Raw genomic sequence first — 19270 nt, forward strand, 5'->3', positions numbered from 1 at the left:
ATCAACCTCGGCCTCACCCGCACCAACGGACGCTGGAACCTGCCGACACCAGCATGAACAGGCCAGTGGCGGGCCGGCTACGCCGACCCGCCACATCAGACCACGAAGATCTTCATCGGACTTCTAGGGCGGGTCGGCCGCGGCCCGCCCGGAAATGCCGGAGACACGCCGGGCACGCGATCGAATCAGCACCGTCACACGCAGCGCCGCCGATGTCATAGGTCGGAAACATCCCCGCTCTACCGTGCGCTCATGGCGGATGTGTTCGACGGCTACGTGTTCGGCGAGGCATGGGACGAGATGTTCGCCGGGCCGGGCGACCCGCGCTCGGCCTACCGGGCGGTGCACGGCACGCTCGAGCACTTCGACCCGGACGAGCTGCGGCTACGCGCCGAGCAGGTGGCCCGGGCGTTCACCGACCGCGGCGTCACCTTCGCCTTCGACGGCCAGGAGCGCCCGTTCCCGCTCGACCTCGTGCCCCGGGTGATCTCGGCGCAGGAGTGGGACCTGATCGACCGGGGCGTGCGGCAGCGGGTGCTCGCCCTCGAGGCGTTCCTCGCCGACGTCTACGGCCCGGCCCAGGTGTTCGCGGACGGGATCGTGCCGCGTTCGGTGGTGCTCACCGGCAGCGGATTCCAGCGGGCCGCGCACGGCATCGAGCCGGCCAACGGGGTGCGGGTGCACGTGGCCGGCATCGACCTGGTGCGCGACGTGGACGGCCGGTTCCGAGTGCTCGAGGACAACGTGCGGGTGCCCTCCGGCGTCAGCTACGTACTGGAGAACCGCCGCATCATGACCCGTACCTTCCCGGGCCTTTTCGCCGAACAGCGGGTGCGCCCGGTGGACGACTACCCGGCCCGGCTGCTCGGCGCCCTGCGCGCCGCCGCGCCCGCCGGGGTGGCCGACCCGGTGGTGGTCGTGCTCACCCCCGGCGTGGCCAACTCCGCCTACTTCGAGCACGCGCTGCTGGCCCGGCTGATGGGCGTGCAGCTGGTCGAGGGCAGGGACCTGTTCTGCGTGGAGAACAGGGTACTGATGCGCACCACGTCCGGGGAGGAGCCCGTGCACGTGGTCTACCGGCGCATCGACGACGAATTCATCGACCCGCTGCACTTCCGCACCGACTCGGTGATCGGCTGCCCCGGGCTGCTCAACGCGGCCCGCGCCGGGCAGGTGACCATCGCGAACGCGGTCGGCTGCGGCGCCGCCGACGACAAGCTCATCTACACCTATATTCCGGAGCTGATCCGCTACTACCTGGGCGAGGAGCCGGTGCTGGAGAACGTGGAGAGCCACCGGCTGGAGGACCCCGAACGCCTCGAGTGGGTGCTCGGACACCTCGACGAGCTCGTGCTCAAGCCGGTCGACGGCGCGGGCGGCAAGGGGATCGTGATCGGGCCGAAGGCCGACGAGCGCGTGCTGCACACGCTGCGCGCCCAGGTCGCCGCGGACCCGCGCGGCTGGATCGCCCAGCGCCCGGTCGCGCTGTCCACCTCTCCCACCTTCACCGCGGACCGCTTCGCCCCGCGGCACATCGACCTGCGGCCCTTCGCCGTCAACGACGGGGAGCGGGTCTGGGTGCTGCCCGGGGGCCTGACCCGGGTCGCGCTGCGCGAGGGCGCGCTGATCGTGAACTCCAGCCAGGGCGGCGGATCCAAGGACACCTGGGTCCTGGCGCCCGAGCGCGGCCGCGCCGGCACTCCGGCGGCGGGCTCCGACACCCTGCTCGGCGGCCCGGCCGAGGCCGAGGCGGCCTACGCGCCGGCCGACGGGCAGCTGAGCGACGCCGTGGCCGGCCGGCTGGCCGGTCCGGCGGGCGACGAACACCGGCAGCAACAACAGCAGCAGCAATAGCCAGGGAGGGTCCATGCTCAGCCGGATCGCCGAGTCGCTGTTCTGGCTCGGCCGGTACGTCGAACGCGCCGACGACACCGCGCGCGTCCTCGACGCCTTCATGCACCGCCTCCTCGACGATCCGACCACCGACGAGCACGCCGCGTGCCACACCCTGTTCGCCATCCTCGGCGTGGAGCAGCCGGATCCGGAGGCCGCCCGGTACGATGCGGCCGCGGCCATGGACCTGCTCGGCTTCGACGTGCGCAATCCCAGCGCGGTGGCCGGGGCCTGGTGCGCGGCGCGGGACAACGCCAGGGGGGTGAGCGAGGTGATCTCCACCGAGGCCTGGGAGTGCCTCAACTCCACCTGGCACGCGCTCGACGCCCAGCGCCGCGCGGCCGGCCGGCTCGGCCCGTACGGCTACCTGCGCTTCGTACGAGAACGCGCGGCGCTGTTCTGCGGGCTCGCGGACTCGACCATGAGCCGGGACGAGGGCTGGCTCTTCCTCACCGTCGGCCGCAGCCTGGAGCGGGTGGACATGACGGCGCGTCTGCTCTCGGCGAAGGTGCTCGCCTCCCGCGACGCGCCGGAGTGGTCGACGCTGATGCGCGCGGCCGGCGCGGACGAGCCGCACCGGCGCAGCCTGGGCTGGGGCCGCGATCCGCAGTCCGCGGCGCGCTTCCTGCTGCTCGACCCGACGTTCCCGCGTTCGGTCGTGCACGCCCTCGGGCTGGCCGAGCAGTGCCTGGCCCGGCTGGACCAGGAGACCGCGCAGGCCCACGCCCCCGCCTTCGCGCACACCGCGCACATCGGCGTCGCCGGCCTGGACGCGACCCCCGGCGGGGCCGGCGGCGTGAACGGGCGCGGCCTTTCCCAGTCGCGCCGGGACGTGGGCCGGCTGCGCACGATGCTCGAGTACGCCGACGAGCTCACCCTGGGCGTGCGGCTGACCGAGTATCTCAAGGAACTGCAGGAGGGCTGCGTGGTGGCCAGCCGGCACGTGGCCGACGAGTACTTCCAGTACAGCGCGCCGTTGATCTGGCAGCACAGAAAGGACTGATTCATGACCCTGTCCATGGCCATGTCCGTGTCCGAGCAGCTCGAGTCGGCGGCCCGCTGGCGGCTGCAGATCAGCCACGAGACCTCGCTGCGCTACGACGGCCACGCCCGCGCCTCCTACAACGAGGTGCGCATGACGCCGCTGGAGTCGGCCGCGCAGACCACCCTGGCGACCCGGGTGGAACTGAGCCCGAGCGTGCCGCTGTGGCAGTACACGGATTACTGGGGCACCCGCGTGACGGCCTTCGACCTGCAGCGGATGCACGAGTCCCTGACCATCCGGGCCGTCTCGGTGGTGGAGACCAGCCCGTCGCCGCGGCGCGCCGACCTGGCCGAGCAGGTGGACTGGGCGCGGATCGTCCGGATGACCGAGTCCGGCGCCCTGGCCGAGTTCACCACCCCCACCGACCGCACCCGCCTCGACCACCCGCTGCGGGACGAGGTGCTCCGGCGGGTCGGGGGTCTGGACCCGCACGAGGCCGCCGCGTACATCAGCACCTGGATTCACGGGGAGATGGCCTACGTGCCGGGCGCCACCGGCGTGCACACGCACGGGCAGGAGGCCTGGGAGAGCAGGTCGGGGGTGTGCCAGGACTTCTCGCACATCGCGATCGGCATGCTGCGCACGGCCGGGCTGCCCGCGCGCTACGTCTCGGGCTACCTGTTCCCGGTCGAGACCACGGAACCCGGCGTCACCTGCGAGGGCCAGAGCCACGCCTGGGCCGAGTACTGGGCCGGCGGATGGTACGGCCTCGACGCGACCAACGACGTCACCCCGGGCCTGCGGCACATCGTGGTGGGCTACGGCCGCGAGTACGGCGACGTGGTCCCGCACAAGGGCGTCTATCTCGGCGCCCCGCGCAGTTCGCTGGCCGTCTCGGTGAAGCTGACCCGGCTGGCCTGAGGTCTTCCCGGGGTCTTCCGGGGGCCTTCCCGAGGCCTTGCGGCTCTGCCGGAATGAATGCCCTGACGCGGCGGGCGGGCACGGCGCCCGCCGCCGCGTCAGAACACGGGCGGGGCCTAGGCCGTGTCTTCAAACCAGCGTCGGATCAGGCCGCGGCGTCTGACGCGTGCGCTCGCAAGGCGCCGGGCCGTGCGCATACTCGGTCGTCTGTAAACGGTCCGGCAACGCCGCGAGCGTGCGTGGCAGGCGTCGCGGCCCCGACGATGGTTTGAAGACACGGCCTAGCCCAGGGCGCCGACGGCGGCGTCGTAGTCGGGCTCGTCCGCGATCTCGGCGACCAGCTGCGCGTGGGTCACCACGTCGTTCTCGTCGAGCACGACGACGGCGCGGGCGGCCAGGCCGGTCATCGGGCCGGAGGCGATGGCCACGCCGTAGGCGGAGAGGAAGTCGGTGTGGCGCAGGGTGGAGAGCGTCGAGACGTTCTCCAGGCCCTCGGCGCCGCAGAACCGCGCCTGGGCGAACGGCAGGTCCGCCGAGATGCACAGCACGACGGTGTTCTCCAGCTTCGAGGCCAGCTCGTTGAACTTGCGGACCGAGGCGGCGCAGGTGCCGGTGTCCACGCTCGGGAAGATGTTGAGGACCTTGCGCTTGCCCGCGAACGACTCCAGCGTGACGTCGGACAGGTCCTTGCCGACCAGGGTGAATCCGGGGGCGGAGGCGCCCGGCTGCGGGAACGACCCGCCGACTTCGATCTCGTTGCCCCGAAGCGTGACGGTGGACATAGGCGATGCCTCCCAGCGGCTCGCTGCCGGGGCCACTTAAGTTGCGGTCCGATCGACAGCGTGTGCGAAACGGTCACCGAAATCCTATCCGGGCCGCCGGGTCCGCCGACGCCGGGGCACGCTCCCCCGCGCGGCGGCGTCACCCGCGCGGATGACGCCGGACGCCGTCACCGGGCCGCCGCGCAGACCCGTTCCCGAACTCAGGATCAGGCTACTGTTTCAGTACTGCAATGGTTCCGGCCCCGGCCTTCTGCCGCGCCACCGCGAACGCTACTGTGCAGTCCGCAGTCTCCCAGGCATACTCCTTGCCTGGTATGCGCTACTGCATACGTGTTGGGGGTAATGGTGCGCAAGCGCCGTTTTGCGGCAGGGGCCGCATTCGCCATATCCGTCGTCTCACTCACCCCGTTCACCGCCCACGCGGCCGCGCTGGAGGTGACGCTCAGCACCGGAACCGACCCCGGGGGCCTGGGCCTGCTCGGGCTGCGGGCCGTCGCGCCCGTGGTGTCGCAGGACTCGACGGTGTCGGAGTACAGCTATGACTTCGGCGACGGGACCACGCTCACCTGCGACGAGACGGCGCAGCCGCCGCTGCCGGCCCAGTGCCAGCCGTCCATGACGGACACCACGGCACTGCTCGACGCCTCGCACGTCTACGCCCATCCCGGCGTCTACCTGGTCAAGATCACGGTGAAGGACGCAGACGGGGAGAGCGCGGGCGCCTCCGCCACCTTCACCACGGCGGGCTCGGCCTACACGCCGTACGGCCCGACCCGGCTGCTGGACACGCGCAAGGGCACGGGCGTGGCCAAGGCCGCGCCGGTGGCCGCGGGCGGAGTCGTCCGGCTGAAGATCGCGGGCAACGGCTCGATCCCGGGCAACGTCACGGCCGTGGTGCTCAACGTCACCGCGGTCAGCCCGACCCGCAACGGCCTGGTCTCGGTCTACCCGGACGGCAAGGCCAGGCCGGGCGTGTCGAACCTGAACTACAACGCCGGCCAGACGATCGCGAACAGCGTGATCGTGCCGGTGGTCGACGGCTCGGTGGACCTGGCCAACACCTCCGGCGGCAGCGTGGAGCTGGTGGCCGACGTCATGGGCTACTTCAGCCAGACGGCGGCGTCCGGCTACACGCCGCTGACCCCGGCCCGCGTGCTCGACACCCGGTACGGCACCGGCGTGGCCCGCGGCGCGCTGCCGGCCGGCAAGACCCTCTCACTGACGGTGGCCGGCGCCGACAAGGGGCGGCTGCCGGCGACCGGCGTGAAGGCGGTCGTGCTGAACCTCACCGTGGCCGACGCCACCGGCAACGGCTTCCTGGCCGCCTATCCGGACGGCAAGGGCGGGACGGACACCTCGAACGTGAACTTCCGGGCCGGGGACGTGCGCGCGGCCAACGTGGTCGTCCCAGTCGGCGCCGACGGCAAGATCGACATCGTGAACGGCGGCGGCACCGGCTCCGCCCAGGTGATCGCCGACGTCGAGGGCTACTACAGCGCGTCCGGCGCGAACAGCTACGTCCCGTTCGCCCCGACCCGGGTGATCGACACCCGCGCCAACGGGGGCGACTACGGCCAGTGCGTGCTGCTCGACCAGGCGCAGCTGCCGGGCGTGCCCGAGAACGTCACGGCCGTCATCGCCAACATGACGGTGACCGAGACCCAGTCGTCCGGCTGGCTCGCCGAGGTCCCGGCGACCGAGACGACCGGCACGGGCCCGGCTCCGGCCAACTTCGGCTGCACCGAACTGGACCCCACCACCTCCGACCTCAACTGGGCCGGGGCCGGCGTCACCGTCGCAAACCTCGACGTCGCCCAGCCGGCCACCGACGGCCAGATGGCGTTCTACATCAACGACTCGCACGGCAACCCGCCCGAGCTGATCGTGGACGTGTTCGGCTACTTCGGCCAGAACGACATCCCGGACAGGATCTAGTCGGACTCCGGCCGGGGTGGCGTGATCTAGTCGGACTCCGGCCGGGGTGGCGTGGCGGCGGGCTCGTCGGGCCACCTCGACCAGGCCGTCGGGTCCGCGCTCAGGTCCCGCCGCAGGGCCTCGCCGTACTGCCGCGTCGCCCGCCCGCTGTGCAGGCCCGCGGAGACGGCCGAGGCGGTGAAGAGCGTGCGCAGCCGGGCGCGCTGCCGGAGCTTCTTCGGCAGCGCCCTGGTCAGCGTCAGGGCGACGGCGGGCAGCGCGGCCAGCGACATGGCCATGCCCCGGGAGTCGCGCGCGGCCCACTGTGCCAGGTGGCCGGTCTTGCCCTCGTTCACCGGGCTCGGGTCGAGCAGCCCGTACGCGGCGTGCAGCTCGGCGGTCAGCCGCACCCGCAGGGCCGAGGTCGTCGCCGACTCCCCCGCCGTGATCAGCGTGGCCGAAGCCGGGATCGGCGCGAACGCGGCGCACGCGAGGGCCGCGCCGACCGCCGTGCTGGTGCGCGTCGCGTCGGCGACCAGCCGTCCGGCGAGCTCGTCCGGCGCCAGCCCCGGGTACGCGGCACGCAGCTGCGGGAGAGTCCTGGCGTGCGTGCGCGGCACCACGGACGAGAGCCCGTTCCTGAGCCGGGCGCTGAGGACGCGGGCAGGGACTTCGGGCTTGAGCTTCATACACCTCTCGTTGCCCGGTCGGGCCGGTTCAACCGGCCGCGCGCCCTCCGGTCGGCCGAAGGTCGCGGGCCGCGCCGAATCGTCACTGTCAGTGAAGTATGGAAGACTGTCGGTGGCAAGCAGGCGAGAAGACGCCGGCCACCGCGCCGGCGCCTCGCACGTCACGGCCGGTGGCCGTCGGCTCCCATGGATGCGGAGGGTTGCGACAGATCATGATCACGACGAGTAACACCCCGAACCTGCCCGGCTGGCTCGACCTGGGCTCGCCCGATCCGGCCGCGTCGGCCGCGTTCTACCGGAAGGTCTTCGGCTGGACCTCCGAGGCGGCGGCCGGGGACGAGCAGAACGAGGACATGGGCGAGTACCTCCTGCTGAGCAAGGACGGCAAGGTCGTCGCCGGCCTCGGCGGCCTGCAGAGCGCGAAGGAGCAGTCGGAGTGGACGGTCTACGTCCGCGTCCCGGACATCGACGCGGCCGCCCAGACCGCCGCCTCGCTCGGCGGCGCCGTCCGGGCGCCCGCCATGAAGGTCGGCTCGGAGGGCTCGCTCGCCCAGCTCACCGACGCCACCGGGGCCAAGTTCGCCCTCTGGCAGCCGGGCGAGTTCACCGGCTTCGGCCGGGCCTGCGAGGACGACAGCCTGCTGTGGATCGAGCTCTACACCCGCGACACGGCCGCCGCCAAGCGCTTCTACGGCGAGGTGTTCGGCTGGCAGACCGAGGCGTACAGCATGCCCGAGGGCGCCTACGACATGTGGACCACCAACCCCGGCGTCGGCACCGACGCCTTCGGCGGCATGATGCAGATCAGCCCGGACATGCCCATCCAGACCGAGCTGTGGGTCCCCTACTTCATGGTCGCGGACACCGACGCCACCATCGCCCGCGCCCTCGAAGCCGGCGGCGAGGTCCTGATGCCCGCCGTCGACGCGCCCCCCGGACGCCTCGCCGCCCTCACCGACCAGTTCGGCGCCCACTTCAACCTGCTCAAGCCGGCCCCGATGTAGGGTGCGGCGCCGTATCAGCGGGCTGACGGCGCTACTTCTGGCTGATCGTGTCCACGAAGTTGGTGCCGCCGGCGTACAGGCCGGAGACGGTCTGCTGTACCTGGGACAGGCTCATGGTCTGGCCGGCGTTGTAGTAGAACCAGTTCACGTCCATGTCCCACCGGCGCTTGCCGCTGATCGGCTCGGTCAGGTCGACGAACCAGGTGTTGAAGTCCGCCGACATCGACTCGCGCGGGTAGTACTTGCCCGAGGTCGTGTACAGCACCTTGCCGTCCATCGAATACGTCACGACACCGTTCGCCGCCGTGATCATCAGGGTGTGCCAGCCGCTCAGGCTGAGCATGTTCTTCTGCGTGTCACGGTCGCAGCCCGGCACGCTGCCCGCGCTGGTGACGGTGTCGCAGGCGTACACGCTGTACCAGGTGGTGGTGTCCAACCGCGGCCCGGGCGCGCCCCAGCCGCCGTTCGGCTCGTACTCGGTGTCCATCTCGCTGTAGTCGTTGTTGCGCGGCGAGATCATGTAGAAGTCCTCGTTGATCGGGTCGCCGTTGGTGCCCGAGGTCGGGTCGTCCTCGAAGTGGATCCGCGCGGCGTACGTGCCGGTGAAGAACGGGACGTTCAGGCTGTCGACCTCGGCCTGCGTGGTGCCGGACTTGGTGCCGTCGGTGCTCGCGCTCAGGTCGAGCACCTCGCCGCCGTCGGCCCCGGTCTCCTCGGGGAAGGTCACGGCCGAGGAGCGCCAGGTGCTCACCACGCCGGGGCCGCCGGAGGAGGTGCGCACGACCCAGCCGTGCTTGCCGAGCGCCGGGTCGGAGGCGCCGGAGTAGTGGAAGTCGTCGAACAGGACGCCGGCCGGGACCGCCGAGGCGGTACTCGCACCCGGCGACTGCTCCCCATCGCCGGTGGGCTCCTGGCCGAAGGCGAGGGTGTTTCCGACGAACGCGGCGATGTGCGTGTTCGGCTTGTACGAGCTGGCGTCCGCGGCGACGAACGAGGCGTCGTTGGTCTGCTTAAGCCCGACCCCGCCCGGTACGTAGAGCTGCAGCTCGATGGCGCCGGAGTTGGCAGCGGCCTTGAGGGTGCCGGCGCCGCTGGTGAAGGAGACCTGCAGGTAGTGGTCGGCGCCGGCCGTCTTCGTCGGCACCGAGACGATGTGCTCTGCCACGTTCGAGCAGCCGACCTGCGCGTAGATGCAGTTCGCCGCGTACGCCTGAGTACCGTCTTGGGTGAAGTAGTACCGCAGCGTCACGGTGTCGAGCGCGATGCTCTGGCCGGAGACGTTGACCACCTGCAGCCAGGGTTGCGCGTCCCCGGACGAGGCCTCGACGCCGGTCTTGTAACGCACCGAGAGCAGCGGGGCGGCCGAGGCGCCACTCGCCGCGCCGCCCTGGGCCGCCGCGGAGGTGCCGCCACTCGCGTGCTTGTCGCCCCACAGCGGCTTGGTCCCGAACACCACCCCGGCCACGAGGGCGAAGAAGACCACCGCGCGCAACGCCGTCGCCAACCTGCTGTCGGACTGGGATCGGCGACGACCCTTGCTAGAACCCACGATGGCTCCTACGGATTGCCCGGCGACGCGCGTGGCGTGCGCCAAGGAGAGAACTGAGACGCTGCGGTACCGGACCCGGCTACCGGCGGCGATCGGTGGACTGGTCGGGCGGCGAGGCCTGCCCGTGCGACGGGGTGGACGGCTCCTGCGGGTGCCGTTGCTGCGGGAACGGACTCGAGGTGCCGAACGCGGCGAACGTGTCCGGCGCCGGCCCCTCGCCTTCCCGGCCCGGGCGTGGGTCGGTGTAGAACGGCGCGGGAGCGGCCTCGTACACAGCCGGCTCGTAGAACCGGCCCGCCCGCGGTGCCCGCACCGCGCCCGAGAGCTGCGGCACGCCGCGGTCCTCGACCGAGGTCAGCACGCCGGATTCGTAGGCGCTGAACTCGTCGACGTGCTCGAGCGCGGCAGGTCCGGCGGCCGGCGCCGCGGCCGTGACCGGCTCCGGCGCCGCGCCCTCGACCGAGTCCGCTTCGCCGACCTCGACCGTGGAGCGGGTGCCCCAGTTGTTGCGGCGCAGCGTGGCCAGTGACCAGATGCGCAGCGGCAACAGCAGGCACAGGTTCATGATCGCGTACAGCGGTGCACACAGGTAGGTGAAGATGCGGTCGAAGAACCCGACCGAGGCCGCACCGCGCAGATAGTGGATGGAGCGGACCCAGGCCATCACGCACATGTAGGCGAGGTAGGCGGCCAGCAGCTGCCAGCTGGTCGGGTGCATGCCTATCACCACGAGCGCGCTGAGCAGGCCGAAGGTGAAGATGACCCAGGTGGCGAGCTCGATCAGGTTCAGCCACCAGTACAGCCGTTCGATCCGGAACTTGCTGAACAGCAGGAAGCCCTCGCGGATGAAGGACTTGCCCCAGCGGATCTGCTGGCGGATGTAGTGGCCGAGCCGCTCCGGCACGTCGGTATAGCCGACCGAGGACGGCTGGATCAGCGAGAGTCCCTCGGTCAGACAGTAGTAGGTCAGACGCCTGTCGTCGCCGAAGGTGGCCGGGCGGCCGAGGAAGCGCTGGCCGAGGAAGTCGTCGACGTACTTGCGCACCACCCAGCCGCGGTACATGGCCAGGGAACCGCAGGCACACAGCACCGAGCCGAGCCGCGAGTAGGCCACCCGCTCGCCCAGGAAGGCGTTGACGTAGCGCATGTCGATCAGCCGGGTCAGCAGGTTCTTCGACCGGTTGTGCGCCAGCACGAGGCCGGTGACGCACTGCACCCGGCGCTTGCTGAAAGGCTCGGCCAGCTCGGCGACCGCGTGCTTGTCCAGCACGGTGTCGGAGTCCACGCACAGGTACATGTCCGCGTTGGCGGCCTCGGCGAACCCGGCCGCGAGGCCGTGGCGCTTGCCGCGGTTGTCCGGGAAGCGGATGAAGTCCAGCCGGACCCCCGCGCGCTCGAACTCCGGCCGCATGCTCTGCACCAGGGCGGCGCAGGACTGGTCGCTGGAGCAGTCGTCGATCACCGTCAGCGAGTTCACCAGCAGGGTCTGCGCCAGGATCGAGTCCAGGCAGCGCCGCAGCATGGCCGGGGCCTCGTTGTAGACGGTCACCACGCCGTGGATGTAGTGGCCGTCGGCCAGATGCCGGAAGGCCAACTCGGGCTTTCGCCGGCGGCGGATGGAAAGCAGTAACTTGAGCCCCAGCAAGGTTCCGACGGTGGCGCCGTACCAGTGCAGATGGGTGCCCTCATGTACGAGCGCGTGCACGCGGGCATTCCCTTCATCGTTCGATAGGCCGCGACAGGCGCTGTAGATGCGACAGCGTACGCGCCCGCTAGAAGATATCCCGATGCATACGGCAGTAAAAAATCAAGAAGAACGTTCGCCGCGTCGCAGATATCGACATCTGAGACAGCGCTTACCTGAAGCGACTTTCGGTCGGCCTCATACGTGATGAAGCGACTAAATCGGGCGGGTCATCTGCGGCGGTTCACGCCGTTCTCGCCCGATTCGGATCACCAAACGAGCAAGATCGAGTGAGATGCGCCACATGATCAGCGGGGGCAGCGCGGCCCGGGTGCGGCAGGCCCCTTCGAAAGAATCGAAGCCTCGAAAGATTCGAAGCCCTCGACGGCCTCGAGTCCTTCGACGGTTTCGATGACGGGGCGTCAGCCCAGCGAGGCGCTCGCCGCGCGCAGTTCGTCCAGGGCCGTCTGGAGGTAGTCGGCGAGTTCGCGCTTGGGCTCATGCTGCGCTTGCGAGGTCGGCGCCGCCTGGTCCCCGGCTCCGCCGCCGCTCTCGGCCCATGCGGCGAAGCCGCGTTTGAAGGCGAGGACGCCGAGTTCGCCGGCGAGGGCTGCGGTCGGGTCGGGGACGCCGCGGGTGACGAGGGCGGCGGTCATCGCGGCGGCGAGGCCGACGCTCTTGAGGGCGTCGCGCTCCTGGAGCTCGGCGCTGGCGGCGACGGCGGCCTTCAGGCGGGGACCGAGTTCGCGGTTGGCCTGGGTCATGGCGCTCGAGGCGCGCAGCAGGCCGTCGGCGACCGCCTCAAGGGGACTGGCCTGCGCGGGGGCTTCGGCGATTCCCTCGGCCAGCAGGCGGCTGAGCGTCTCCTGTCCGGCCACCAGCAGCTCGCGCTTGTCCGGAAAGTGGCGGAAGAACGTGCTCTTGGTGACCCCGGCGCGCTCGGCGATCTGCGCGACGGTCGTGGCGTCGTACCCCTGCTCGGTGAACAGGTCGACGGCGGCCACGACGAGGCGCTCGCGCGCACCTGGTTCCCACCGGCTCATGGCCTCCATCATAGGGGATGGGACCCTTGTCCCATCACTCTGGTAGCGTGTGATGAGACAACGGTCCCATCACTTGTGGGGAGCTTCTCATGCGCGTCTTCGTCACCGGCGGCACCGGCCTGATCGGATCCGCCGTCGTGGCCGAACTGCTCGGCAACGGCCACACCGCCCTCGTCCTGGCCCGCTCCGACGCATCCGCGGCCGCCGTGCGGCAGGCCGGGGCCGAGCCGCTGCGCGGGGCACTTGCCGACCTCGACGTCCTGCGAGCCGGCGCGGCCGGGGCGGACGGGGTGATCCACCTGGCCTTCGACCCCGCCTTCGCCACCCCCGAATCCCTCGCGCACGCCATCGCCGAGGAGACAGCGGCCCTGGAGACCCTCGGCGCGGAGCTGATCGGCAGCGACCGCCCGCTGGTCACCGTCGCGGGCACGCCGCTGACCCCGGGCCGCGCCTCCACCGAGGACGACCCGCTGCAGACCGAGGGACCGGTCGGCGGCCGCGGCCGGGCGTTCACCGCGGCCCTCGGCCTGGCCTCGCGCGCAGTGCGCACCTCGGCCGTACGTATGCCGCGCACGGTGCACCGCGACGGCGCGGGCGGCTTCGCCGGGGTGCTGGCCGCCGGGGCGCGCCGGACCGGGGTGTCCGGGTACCCGGGCGAGGGCACCCAGCGCTGGCCGGCCGTGCACGCGCTCGACGCGGCGGTGCTCTTCCGCCTCGCCCTTGAGTCGGCCCCGGCCGGCACCTCCTGGCACGCCGTGGCCGACGAGGGCGACCAGGTGCGCGACCTGGCCGCGGTGATCGGGCGGCGCCTCGGCCTGCCGGTCGAGTCGGTGCCCACGGAGACCTACGGCACGCTCGGCCCGATCTTCGCCGCCGACCAGCCCTCCTCCAGTGCCCACACCCGGCAGGCGCTCGGCTGGGAGCCGAAGCACCCGAGCCTGCTGGCGGATCTGGAGAACATAGAGCCCTGATACCTGCCGCCGCCATGGGATGCCGTCGCCGAGAGCGGCCGCCGGTATCCCGTGGCGGCGGACGCGGGACCGGTCCCCGTGCCCTGCCCTGATACTCGAGCCCTGCCGTTGGTACTCGACGGCTGTTCTCCGGTGGAGGGGAGGGACGGGCGGTCCCCATGGGCGACGTCAGGTTTCGATTCGAGCCTGTGCAGCCGGGCGATCCGGCGCGGGTGGGTCCATACGCGCTCAGGGCGCGGCTCGGGGCCGGCGGCATGGGGCGGGTCTTCCTCGCCTTCACTCCGGCGGGCCGGCCGGTCGCGGTGAAGGTGGTCAAGGCGGAGCTGACGGCGGATCCGCGCTTCCACGAACGGTTCGCCCGCGAGGTGGAGATCGCGCAGCGGTGGAGGCGGCCATCAACGCCTGCGGGCCGAACTACTACCTCCAGGCGTTCCACTCGATCTCGCCGAGCTGAATCCTTACCCGCGTCAGCCGCCGTCCCGCGCTCAGCTCGCCGGTGTGTCCAGGGTCCGGGCCAGGTAGACGTTCGTGGTGACGGTCAGGACCACTTCGTCGCCGTGTGCCTCGACGGTGGCCGTGAGGTCCTCGAGGAGCCGGCTTCGGGCGTCGTCCTCGAGGATCCGGTACGACGAGAGGGACTGGAGCAGGTCGGTGTAGCGCCGGGCGGTGAAGGCGATGGCGCGCTCGTAGGCCCGGTGTTCGACGTCGTGGAAGCCGGGGTGCGCCGTCAGATCGGCGTACGGCCAGTCGTGCCCGGCCACGTGCCGCGGGTCGTCGTCGCGGCCCAGGGTGATCTCGGCGAGTTCGGGCACGCCGTGGCGCGCGTGCACGTCCTGCAGTTCGCCGCGGAAGACGGCGTCGTCCAGCGAGAAGTTGTTCCACCAGACGGCGACCGCGCCGCCGGGCCGCAGGATCGCGGCCGCCCGGTCCCATCGCGTCGCCGGATCCACCCAGTGCCAGGCCTGGGCAGAGAAGAGCAGGTCGGCGCCGCCCGCGACACCGGGCCAGTCCTCGAAGCGGCTGACCACGACGGTCGCGTCGGGGAACGCGCCGCAGTTGCGGGTGAGCGCCTCGGCCATGCGCGGATCGGCCTCGATGCTGGTGAGCTTCAGTCCGCGGGCGGCGAAGGCGACGCTGGCCTTGCCGGTGCCGGCGCCCACCTCGACGATCCGGCCGACGCTCGCGTCCTCACGCCCCTGCGCCGCGTACGCGAGCACGTCGCTCACCAGCTCGTCCGGGTAGTCCGGGCGGGCGGACTCGTACGCCTCGACCGCTTCTCCGAAGACTCCGCTGCGCTGCCTCTGCTCGGCCATCGATCCTCCACTCGCCGACTCCACACCAAGACTCTGCCATATGCCGTGGAGCCGTGGATCAAGCGGGTGGCCTGCACCCGCGCGGCGATGGCGGATACGAGCGGCTCCGGCCGGGTATCAGCCCTTCGATTCGCGGGGCCGCGGGTGCGGGCCGTGGGTGCGGGGTGTGGGTGTGGGCCGCAGTTGCGGGGTGTGGGTGTAGGTGTAGGTGTGGGGAGTCAAAGGGGGCGGGGCTCGTGCAGATCACCGAGGTCACCGATCTCGGCGTGCGTTCGGCGGCGATCACGATGCGCCGGGACGATACGCCGATGACGTTCATGTTGTATCCGATGCTGCACTTCGCGTCACCGGCGTTCTACGCGGAGGTACGGCGGCGGCTGCGCGGGTGCGCCGTGATCGTGGCCGAGGGCGTGTCCGGGCCGACGCTGCAGTCCGACGCGATGGACTTCGCCAACCGCTACTTCCCGCGCGGACGCCAACGCGGGATCGTCGCGCAGACCGACGAGGCCGTGCTGCCGGAGGACATACCGGTGGTGCGGCCGGACGTGCCGTTCGCGCAGCCCGCGCTCGACCTGACCGGGGTGCCCGGCCTGAGCCGGATGGCGAGGCTGGCGGGTCTCAATCTCGCGCTCATCACCAACGCGCACCTGATCAGCACCGCTCTCGCGATCGCCGGCCCACGCGTGCTGTGCACGAAGGATCTGGAGATCCACGACTTCGCCTTCACGGCGCGCGAGGAGCGCAACGCCGACACGCCGATGGCCCACCGCGTGATGGACGCGCGCGACCGCGGGCTGCTGGCCGCGCTCACCCGCCTGCACGAGGAGCGCTGCCGGGAGCCGATCACCGTCGGCGTCGTGTACGGGGCGGCGCACATGCCCGCGGTCAGCCAGGGTCTCGCCGACCGCTACCGCTACCGCCCGCGTTCGGCGCAGTGGATGACGGTCTACGTCCCGGACTGAGCGGTGCGGACCCGGTCGGCTACCCTCGGGAGCAGTACGCCGGGCGCCGGTACTCCCGGTGGCCGGCCCGGCGAGCCCGACCAGCGCGCGTCGAGCCCGACCGGCCCGACCAGGACACAAGGGGATCAGGAACCGATGAATCCGTTCCGCGAAGCCGTCGAAGCACGCGACACGGCCGCCATCGAGGCGTTGCTGGCCGAGGACGTCGTGTTCACCAGCCCGGTCGCCTTCAAGCCCTACCCCGGCAAGGCGATCACCGCGGCGATCCTGCGCGGCGTGCTGCGCGTCTTTGAGGACTTCAGCTACGTCCGCGAGATCGGCGGGGCGGAGAGCCGGGACCGCGCGCTCGTGTTCACCGCCACGGTCAACGGGAAGCAGATCAACGGCTGCGACTTCCTGCACTTCAACGACGAGGGCCTGATCGACGATCTCATGGTCATGGTCCGGCCGCTCTCCGGTGCCCAGGCGCTCGCCGAGGCCATGGGAGCCGAGTTCGAGCGCATCACGCGCGAGGCCCTCGGCGGATAGGGAGCGGCGCCGCCGGCCCGCCACGGTACGCAGATGTGGGAGCGGGTACGGGCTCGTGGCCCGCACCCGCCCACGTTCGGACCGTTCCGCGGGTGCGCGGGGGTACGGGCCGTCCTGCCGGAACTCGACCGAGCCGATGCATCACAGATGCCGTTCCCGTGGGTGAGGAACGCGAAAAAACGAGCTCAGCACAGGGCTCCGCGATCCCCTCCGGAAATCAGGAGCCTTGTGTACGGTGGGTCCATTCCGTACCCTAACCCGCCGGGCGCCGCCGTGAAAACCCGTCTCACGTGCGGAAACAGCGGTTTAACCGGGCCGAAGCACACCCGTTACCAGCGGCCGTGGTGTACGACTTCGTCGAAGGGCCGGCGGTTCGGCTTCACGATGGGCTTGAGCGGGCGGTCCGCCGGATACCCGACGCCGAGCAGGTACGAGACGACGTGGCCCTCGGGCACCCCGAGGATCTCTCGCGCGCTCTGCTGCTCGCCGACCCCGCTGTGCCCGGTGCCGAGGCCGAGGTCGGCGGCGGCCACGGTCATCGCGAAGGTGGCCTGGCCCAGGTCGTACTGGTCGACCACGCGGGTGTGCTCGTCCTCGACCTCGGGCACGACCAGGGCGATCGCGGCCGGTGCGCCGGCGATGTGCCCGGCCCCGCGCCAGACCGTGGACAGCGCCTCGAGCTGCTCGCGGTCGGTGACGATGACGAAGTCCCAGTGCTGCCGGTTGGCGGCGGACGGCGCGCGCCACCCGGCCTCGGCGATCCGGTCCAGATCCTGCGCGGACACCGGGTCCGGCAGATAGGCGCGGACGTTGCGGCGGGCGCGCAGGGCGTCCCAGGCTTCCATGGGTTCTCCTTACTCAGGGTTCTCTTCGGTGTTCATCACTCGACCAACCCGCGGAAGGTCCACCCGGCGGTGGGTCGACGCGGGATGACGCAGAGAACGGATCACCGGTCCCGGTCGGGGACCCGGTACATCAGCGGCTGCTTCACCCGGTCGTGGTGAGCATGCCGAAGTCGATCGCGCGCCGCTGCGTCAGCCTGCGGCGGCTGACCCGGGCGCGGCTCGGGCAGACGGCGGCCGCGGCCAGGGTCACCCTGGACTCGCGCAACGCAACGCCGTCGCCGATCACGTTCATACGATGACCGATTCACTCAGCGGTGTCCAATGCGGGAAACGAATCGCGGCAGGGCCCGGACACACCGTCATTCGACCGTCTCGCGCATGGAACTCACCGCGTGCACACCGTCGAGTTCGGACAGCGCGGCGGCGAGTTGCGCGACCGGTTGCTGGCCCTGGACCAGCAGGCGTACCGAGACCACACCGCGATAGCCGGGCTCTTCCTCGCGCGGATCGTGGCGCTGGTCGGTGGCCAGTTCGAGTACCGCGTAGCCCAGGCCGGTACAGCGTTCCAGCACCGTGCGCAGGACGCCGCGCCCGTCGGTGTAGTCGACCTTCAACCCGACCGGGACCCGGGTGGATCCGGGCAGGCGCGCGGCCAGCGGGGCGAAGCACAGCATGACCAGGAAGTGGCCGGCGGTGACCGCGAGCGCGAGCACCGGCAGGCCGGCGCCCGCGGCCATGCCGACGGCGGCGGTGAGCCACACCACCGCGGCCGTGGTCAGGCCGCGGACCGCGTCTCGCCGTACGAAGATCAGTCCGCCGCCGATGAATCCGATCCCGGAGACGATCTGCGCGGCCACCCGCGAGGGGTCCAGGATCACCCGTGGACCGAGCACGTCGGTGAATCCGTACTTGGACACCAGCATGATGAGTGCGGCGGCGAACCCGACGAGGGTGTGGGTGCGCAGTCCGGCGCTCTTCTGCCGCAGTTCCCGTTCCAGGCCGATCGCCGCGGACAGGGCCAACGCCAGGGCGAGTTCGCCGATCTGCGCCCAGCCCTGACCCGTCGGCTCCGAAAGCGATGCCAACACCATCCAGCAACGCTAACGCATCATCCGCGCGGCGTCGGGCAGGCTCCGCAGGACACTTCGTCACCCGGCCGGGGCCAGGGCTCCCGGGTCAGGACTTGTGTCAGGACTCCTGCGCGGGAAGCAGTTCCCGCCGTACGATGCGCTCCGCGGTGCGCCGGGCCCAGCGGCTGTCGCGCTGAGGGTGGCCGAGCATGATCTCGAGGGCGAGGCCGTCGAGGGTCTTGCAGGTGCGGAAGGCGAAGTCGTCCGGGTCGGCGCCGGGGAAGCGTCCGGCGTCCCTGCCCCGGCGCACCTGTGCGGCGAGGTCGGCCTCCCATCCGGCGTCCACGGCCGCGAGGCGGGCACGGGCGTCAGGGTCCTGCGGCGGCCGGGCGTACATCTGGGTCCACAGGCTCCAGCGGGCGTCGCCGGGTTCGTGCGGGAGGTAGAGGTCGATGAAGCGCACGACGGCGCTCCACGGGTCGCGGCAGCGCGCCAGCCGCGCGGAGCGGTCCTCGGCGAGGTCCTCCTCGCTCAGCACCAGCGTCTCGATCAGGATGCGCTCGCGCTTGCCGAAGTAGTACAGCACGTGGCCGGCGCTCATTCCGGCCCGTTCGGCGATGTCGCGCACCCGCACGGCGTCCGGGCCGCGCTCGGCGATGGCGTCGAGGGCGGCCGCGAGCACCCGGCGGCGGGCCTCGCGACGCGGCGCACCGGGCTTCGGTGCGGACGGGCGGGGGTCGGGGCCGGCGTCGGAACCGGAGCCGCCGGAACCGGGATCGGCCGGGGATTCCGGCTCGTCCGCCACTTCGGCACCGGTCCCCGCGTTCGCCTTCAACTTCGCCTCCACAGCGTGCATCCTCCCACCGCCCCGTCCCGATCGCGCGGCTGCCCCGCGGCCGCCGCCGGGTGCCGCCCGGCCGCCGACTCACGCCCGACCGGGACCGACTCACGCCCGACCCGCGTCCGACCCATGTTTGGAACAAGATTCTAGAACACAGATCTAGAACTTCGTACTAGATCCGGGATAGTGTGCGGGTCTCGCCGCGGGCCGCGCGGGCCCTGCGCCCCGTCCGCCCGCATTCCCGCCCATCCGCTGAAAGGCGGTGCGCCGCATGTC

At 71.5% G+C, this 19270-nt stretch carries 18 protein-coding genes; 8 read left to right on the forward strand and 10 right to left on the reverse strand.

Annotated elements, in window-relative coordinates; translation table 11 throughout:
• Positions 1–252: 252 nt before the first annotated feature.
• Genes KDL01_RS26715 through KDL01_RS26725 form a run of 3 tightly spaced genes read left to right on the forward strand, consistent with a single transcriptional unit; the run spans position 253 to position 3799 of the window.
• Positions 253–1854, forward strand: coding sequence for a circularly permuted type 2 ATP-grasp protein (locus tag KDL01_RS26715; RefSeq protein ID WP_212531371.1), 1602 nt, complete (start codon positions 253–255; stop codon positions 1852–1854).
• 13 nt (positions 1855–1867) lie between these two features.
• The gene (locus KDL01_RS26720) at positions 1868–2896 is read left to right on the forward strand and encodes an alpha-E domain-containing protein (protein ID WP_212531372.1); all 1029 of its coding nucleotides are present in this window, start codon (positions 1868–1870) and stop codon (positions 2894–2896) included.
• 3 nt (positions 2897–2899) lie between these two features.
• A complete protein-coding gene (locus tag KDL01_RS26725; protein WP_212531373.1) occupies positions 2900–3799 on the forward strand; it encodes a transglutaminase family protein in 900 nt (299 codons plus the stop codon).
• Positions 3800–4080: 281 nt separating this feature from the next.
• Here KDL01_RS26725 and tpx read toward each other — a convergent pair whose 3' ends face one another.
• Entirely contained in the window at positions 4081–4581 is a 501-nt protein-coding gene (gene tpx, locus KDL01_RS26730) for a thiol peroxidase (protein ID WP_212531374.1), read from the reverse strand.
• A 330-nt stretch (positions 4582–4911) separates the two neighbouring features.
• Between tpx and KDL01_RS26735 the strand changes: the two genes are divergently transcribed.
• Positions 4912–6516 (forward strand): PKD domain-containing protein, encoded by a 1605-nt coding sequence (locus KDL01_RS26735; RefSeq protein ID WP_212531375.1) that lies wholly within the window; start codon positions 4912–4914, stop codon positions 6514–6516.
• A gap of 26 nt (positions 6517–6542) precedes the next feature.
• On the opposite strand, the gene KDL01_RS26740 is transcribed toward KDL01_RS26735, so the two are convergent.
• Positions 6543–7184, reverse strand: a complete 642-nt coding sequence (locus KDL01_RS26740) for a hypothetical protein (protein ID WP_212531376.1) — start codon at positions 7182–7184, stop codon at positions 6543–6545.
• Positions 7185–7396: 212 nt separating this feature from the next.
• Between KDL01_RS26740 and KDL01_RS26745 the strand changes: the two genes are divergently transcribed.
• Positions 7397–8188 carry a VOC family protein gene (locus KDL01_RS26745; RefSeq protein ID WP_212531377.1) on the forward strand — a complete coding sequence of 264 codons (792 nt, stop codon included), beginning with the start codon at positions 7397–7399 and terminating at the stop codon, positions 8186–8188.
• A 31-nt stretch (positions 8189–8219) separates the two neighbouring features.
• Here the strand turns inward: KDL01_RS26745 and KDL01_RS26750 are convergent, their stop codons facing one another.
• The 3 genes from KDL01_RS26750 to KDL01_RS26760 all read right to left on the reverse strand — a co-directional run bounded on the left by KDL01_RS26750 (position 8220) and on the right by KDL01_RS26760 (position 12464).
• Positions 8220–9737, reverse strand: a complete 1518-nt coding sequence (locus KDL01_RS26750) for a cellulose binding domain-containing protein (protein WP_212531378.1) — start codon at positions 9735–9737, stop codon at positions 8220–8222.
• Positions 9738–9816: 79 nt separating this feature from the next.
• Positions 9817–11442 carry a glycosyltransferase gene (locus tag KDL01_RS26755; RefSeq protein ID WP_212531379.1) on the reverse strand — a complete coding sequence of 542 codons (1626 nt, stop codon included), beginning with the start codon at positions 11440–11442 and terminating at the stop codon, positions 9817–9819.
• A 401-nt stretch (positions 11443–11843) separates the two neighbouring features.
• The gene (locus tag KDL01_RS26760) at positions 11844–12464 is read right to left on the reverse strand and encodes a TetR/AcrR family transcriptional regulator (RefSeq protein ID WP_212531380.1); all 621 of its coding nucleotides are present in this window, start codon (positions 12462–12464) and stop codon (positions 11844–11846) included.
• An 89-nt stretch (positions 12465–12553) separates the two neighbouring features.
• On the opposite strand from KDL01_RS26760, the gene KDL01_RS26765 reads away from it, so the two are divergent.
• Positions 12554–13435, forward strand: a complete 882-nt coding sequence (locus KDL01_RS26765; protein WP_212531381.1) for an SDR family oxidoreductase — start codon at positions 12554–12556, stop codon at positions 13433–13435.
• Positions 13436–13920: 485 nt separating this feature from the next.
• Here KDL01_RS26765 and KDL01_RS26770 read toward each other — a convergent pair whose 3' ends face one another.
• Entirely contained in the window at positions 13921–14748 is an 828-nt protein-coding gene (locus KDL01_RS26770; protein WP_212531382.1) for a class I SAM-dependent methyltransferase, read from the reverse strand.
• A gap of 236 nt (positions 14749–14984) precedes the next feature.
• Between KDL01_RS26770 and KDL01_RS26775 the strand changes: the two genes are divergently transcribed.
• Both KDL01_RS26775 and KDL01_RS26780 read left to right on the forward strand, forming a co-directional pair.
• Positions 14985–15710 carry a hypothetical protein gene (locus KDL01_RS26775; protein ID WP_212531383.1) on the forward strand — a complete coding sequence of 242 codons (726 nt, stop codon included), beginning with the start codon at positions 14985–14987 and terminating at the stop codon, positions 15708–15710.
• A gap of 135 nt (positions 15711–15845) precedes the next feature.
• Positions 15846–16238, forward strand: coding sequence for a nuclear transport factor 2 family protein (locus KDL01_RS26780; RefSeq protein ID WP_212531384.1), 393 nt, complete (start codon positions 15846–15848; stop codon positions 16236–16238).
• 329 nt (positions 16239–16567) lie between these two features.
• Here the strand turns inward: KDL01_RS26780 and KDL01_RS26785 are convergent, their stop codons facing one another.
• The 4 genes from KDL01_RS26785 to KDL01_RS26800 all read right to left on the reverse strand — a co-directional run bounded on the left by KDL01_RS26785 (position 16568) and on the right by KDL01_RS26800 (position 19000).
• Positions 16568–17083 carry a nitroreductase family protein gene (locus tag KDL01_RS26785; RefSeq protein ID WP_212531385.1) on the reverse strand — a complete coding sequence of 172 codons (516 nt, stop codon included), beginning with the start codon at positions 17081–17083 and terminating at the stop codon, positions 16568–16570.
• Positions 17084–17225: 142 nt separating this feature from the next.
• On the reverse strand, positions 17226–17375 hold the full coding sequence (locus KDL01_RS26790) for a hypothetical protein (RefSeq protein WP_212531386.1): 150 nt from the start codon (positions 17373–17375) through the stop codon (positions 17226–17228).
• Between the two features lie 67 nt (positions 17376–17442).
• Positions 17443–18174: an MgtC/SapB family protein gene (locus KDL01_RS26795; protein WP_246577036.1), complete on the reverse strand. Its 732-nt coding sequence runs from the start codon at positions 18172–18174 to the stop codon at positions 17443–17445.
• Between the two features lie 97 nt (positions 18175–18271).
• On the reverse strand, positions 18272–19000 hold the full coding sequence (locus KDL01_RS26800) for a TetR/AcrR family transcriptional regulator (RefSeq protein ID WP_212531387.1): 729 nt from the start codon (positions 18998–19000) through the stop codon (positions 18272–18274).
• Positions 19001–19270: the final 270 nt, after the last annotated feature.

Source organism: Actinospica durhamensis (genome assembly GCF_018139695.1).
Lineage (GTDB): Bacteria > Actinomycetota > Actinomycetes > Streptomycetales > Catenulisporaceae > Actinospica > Actinospica durhamensis.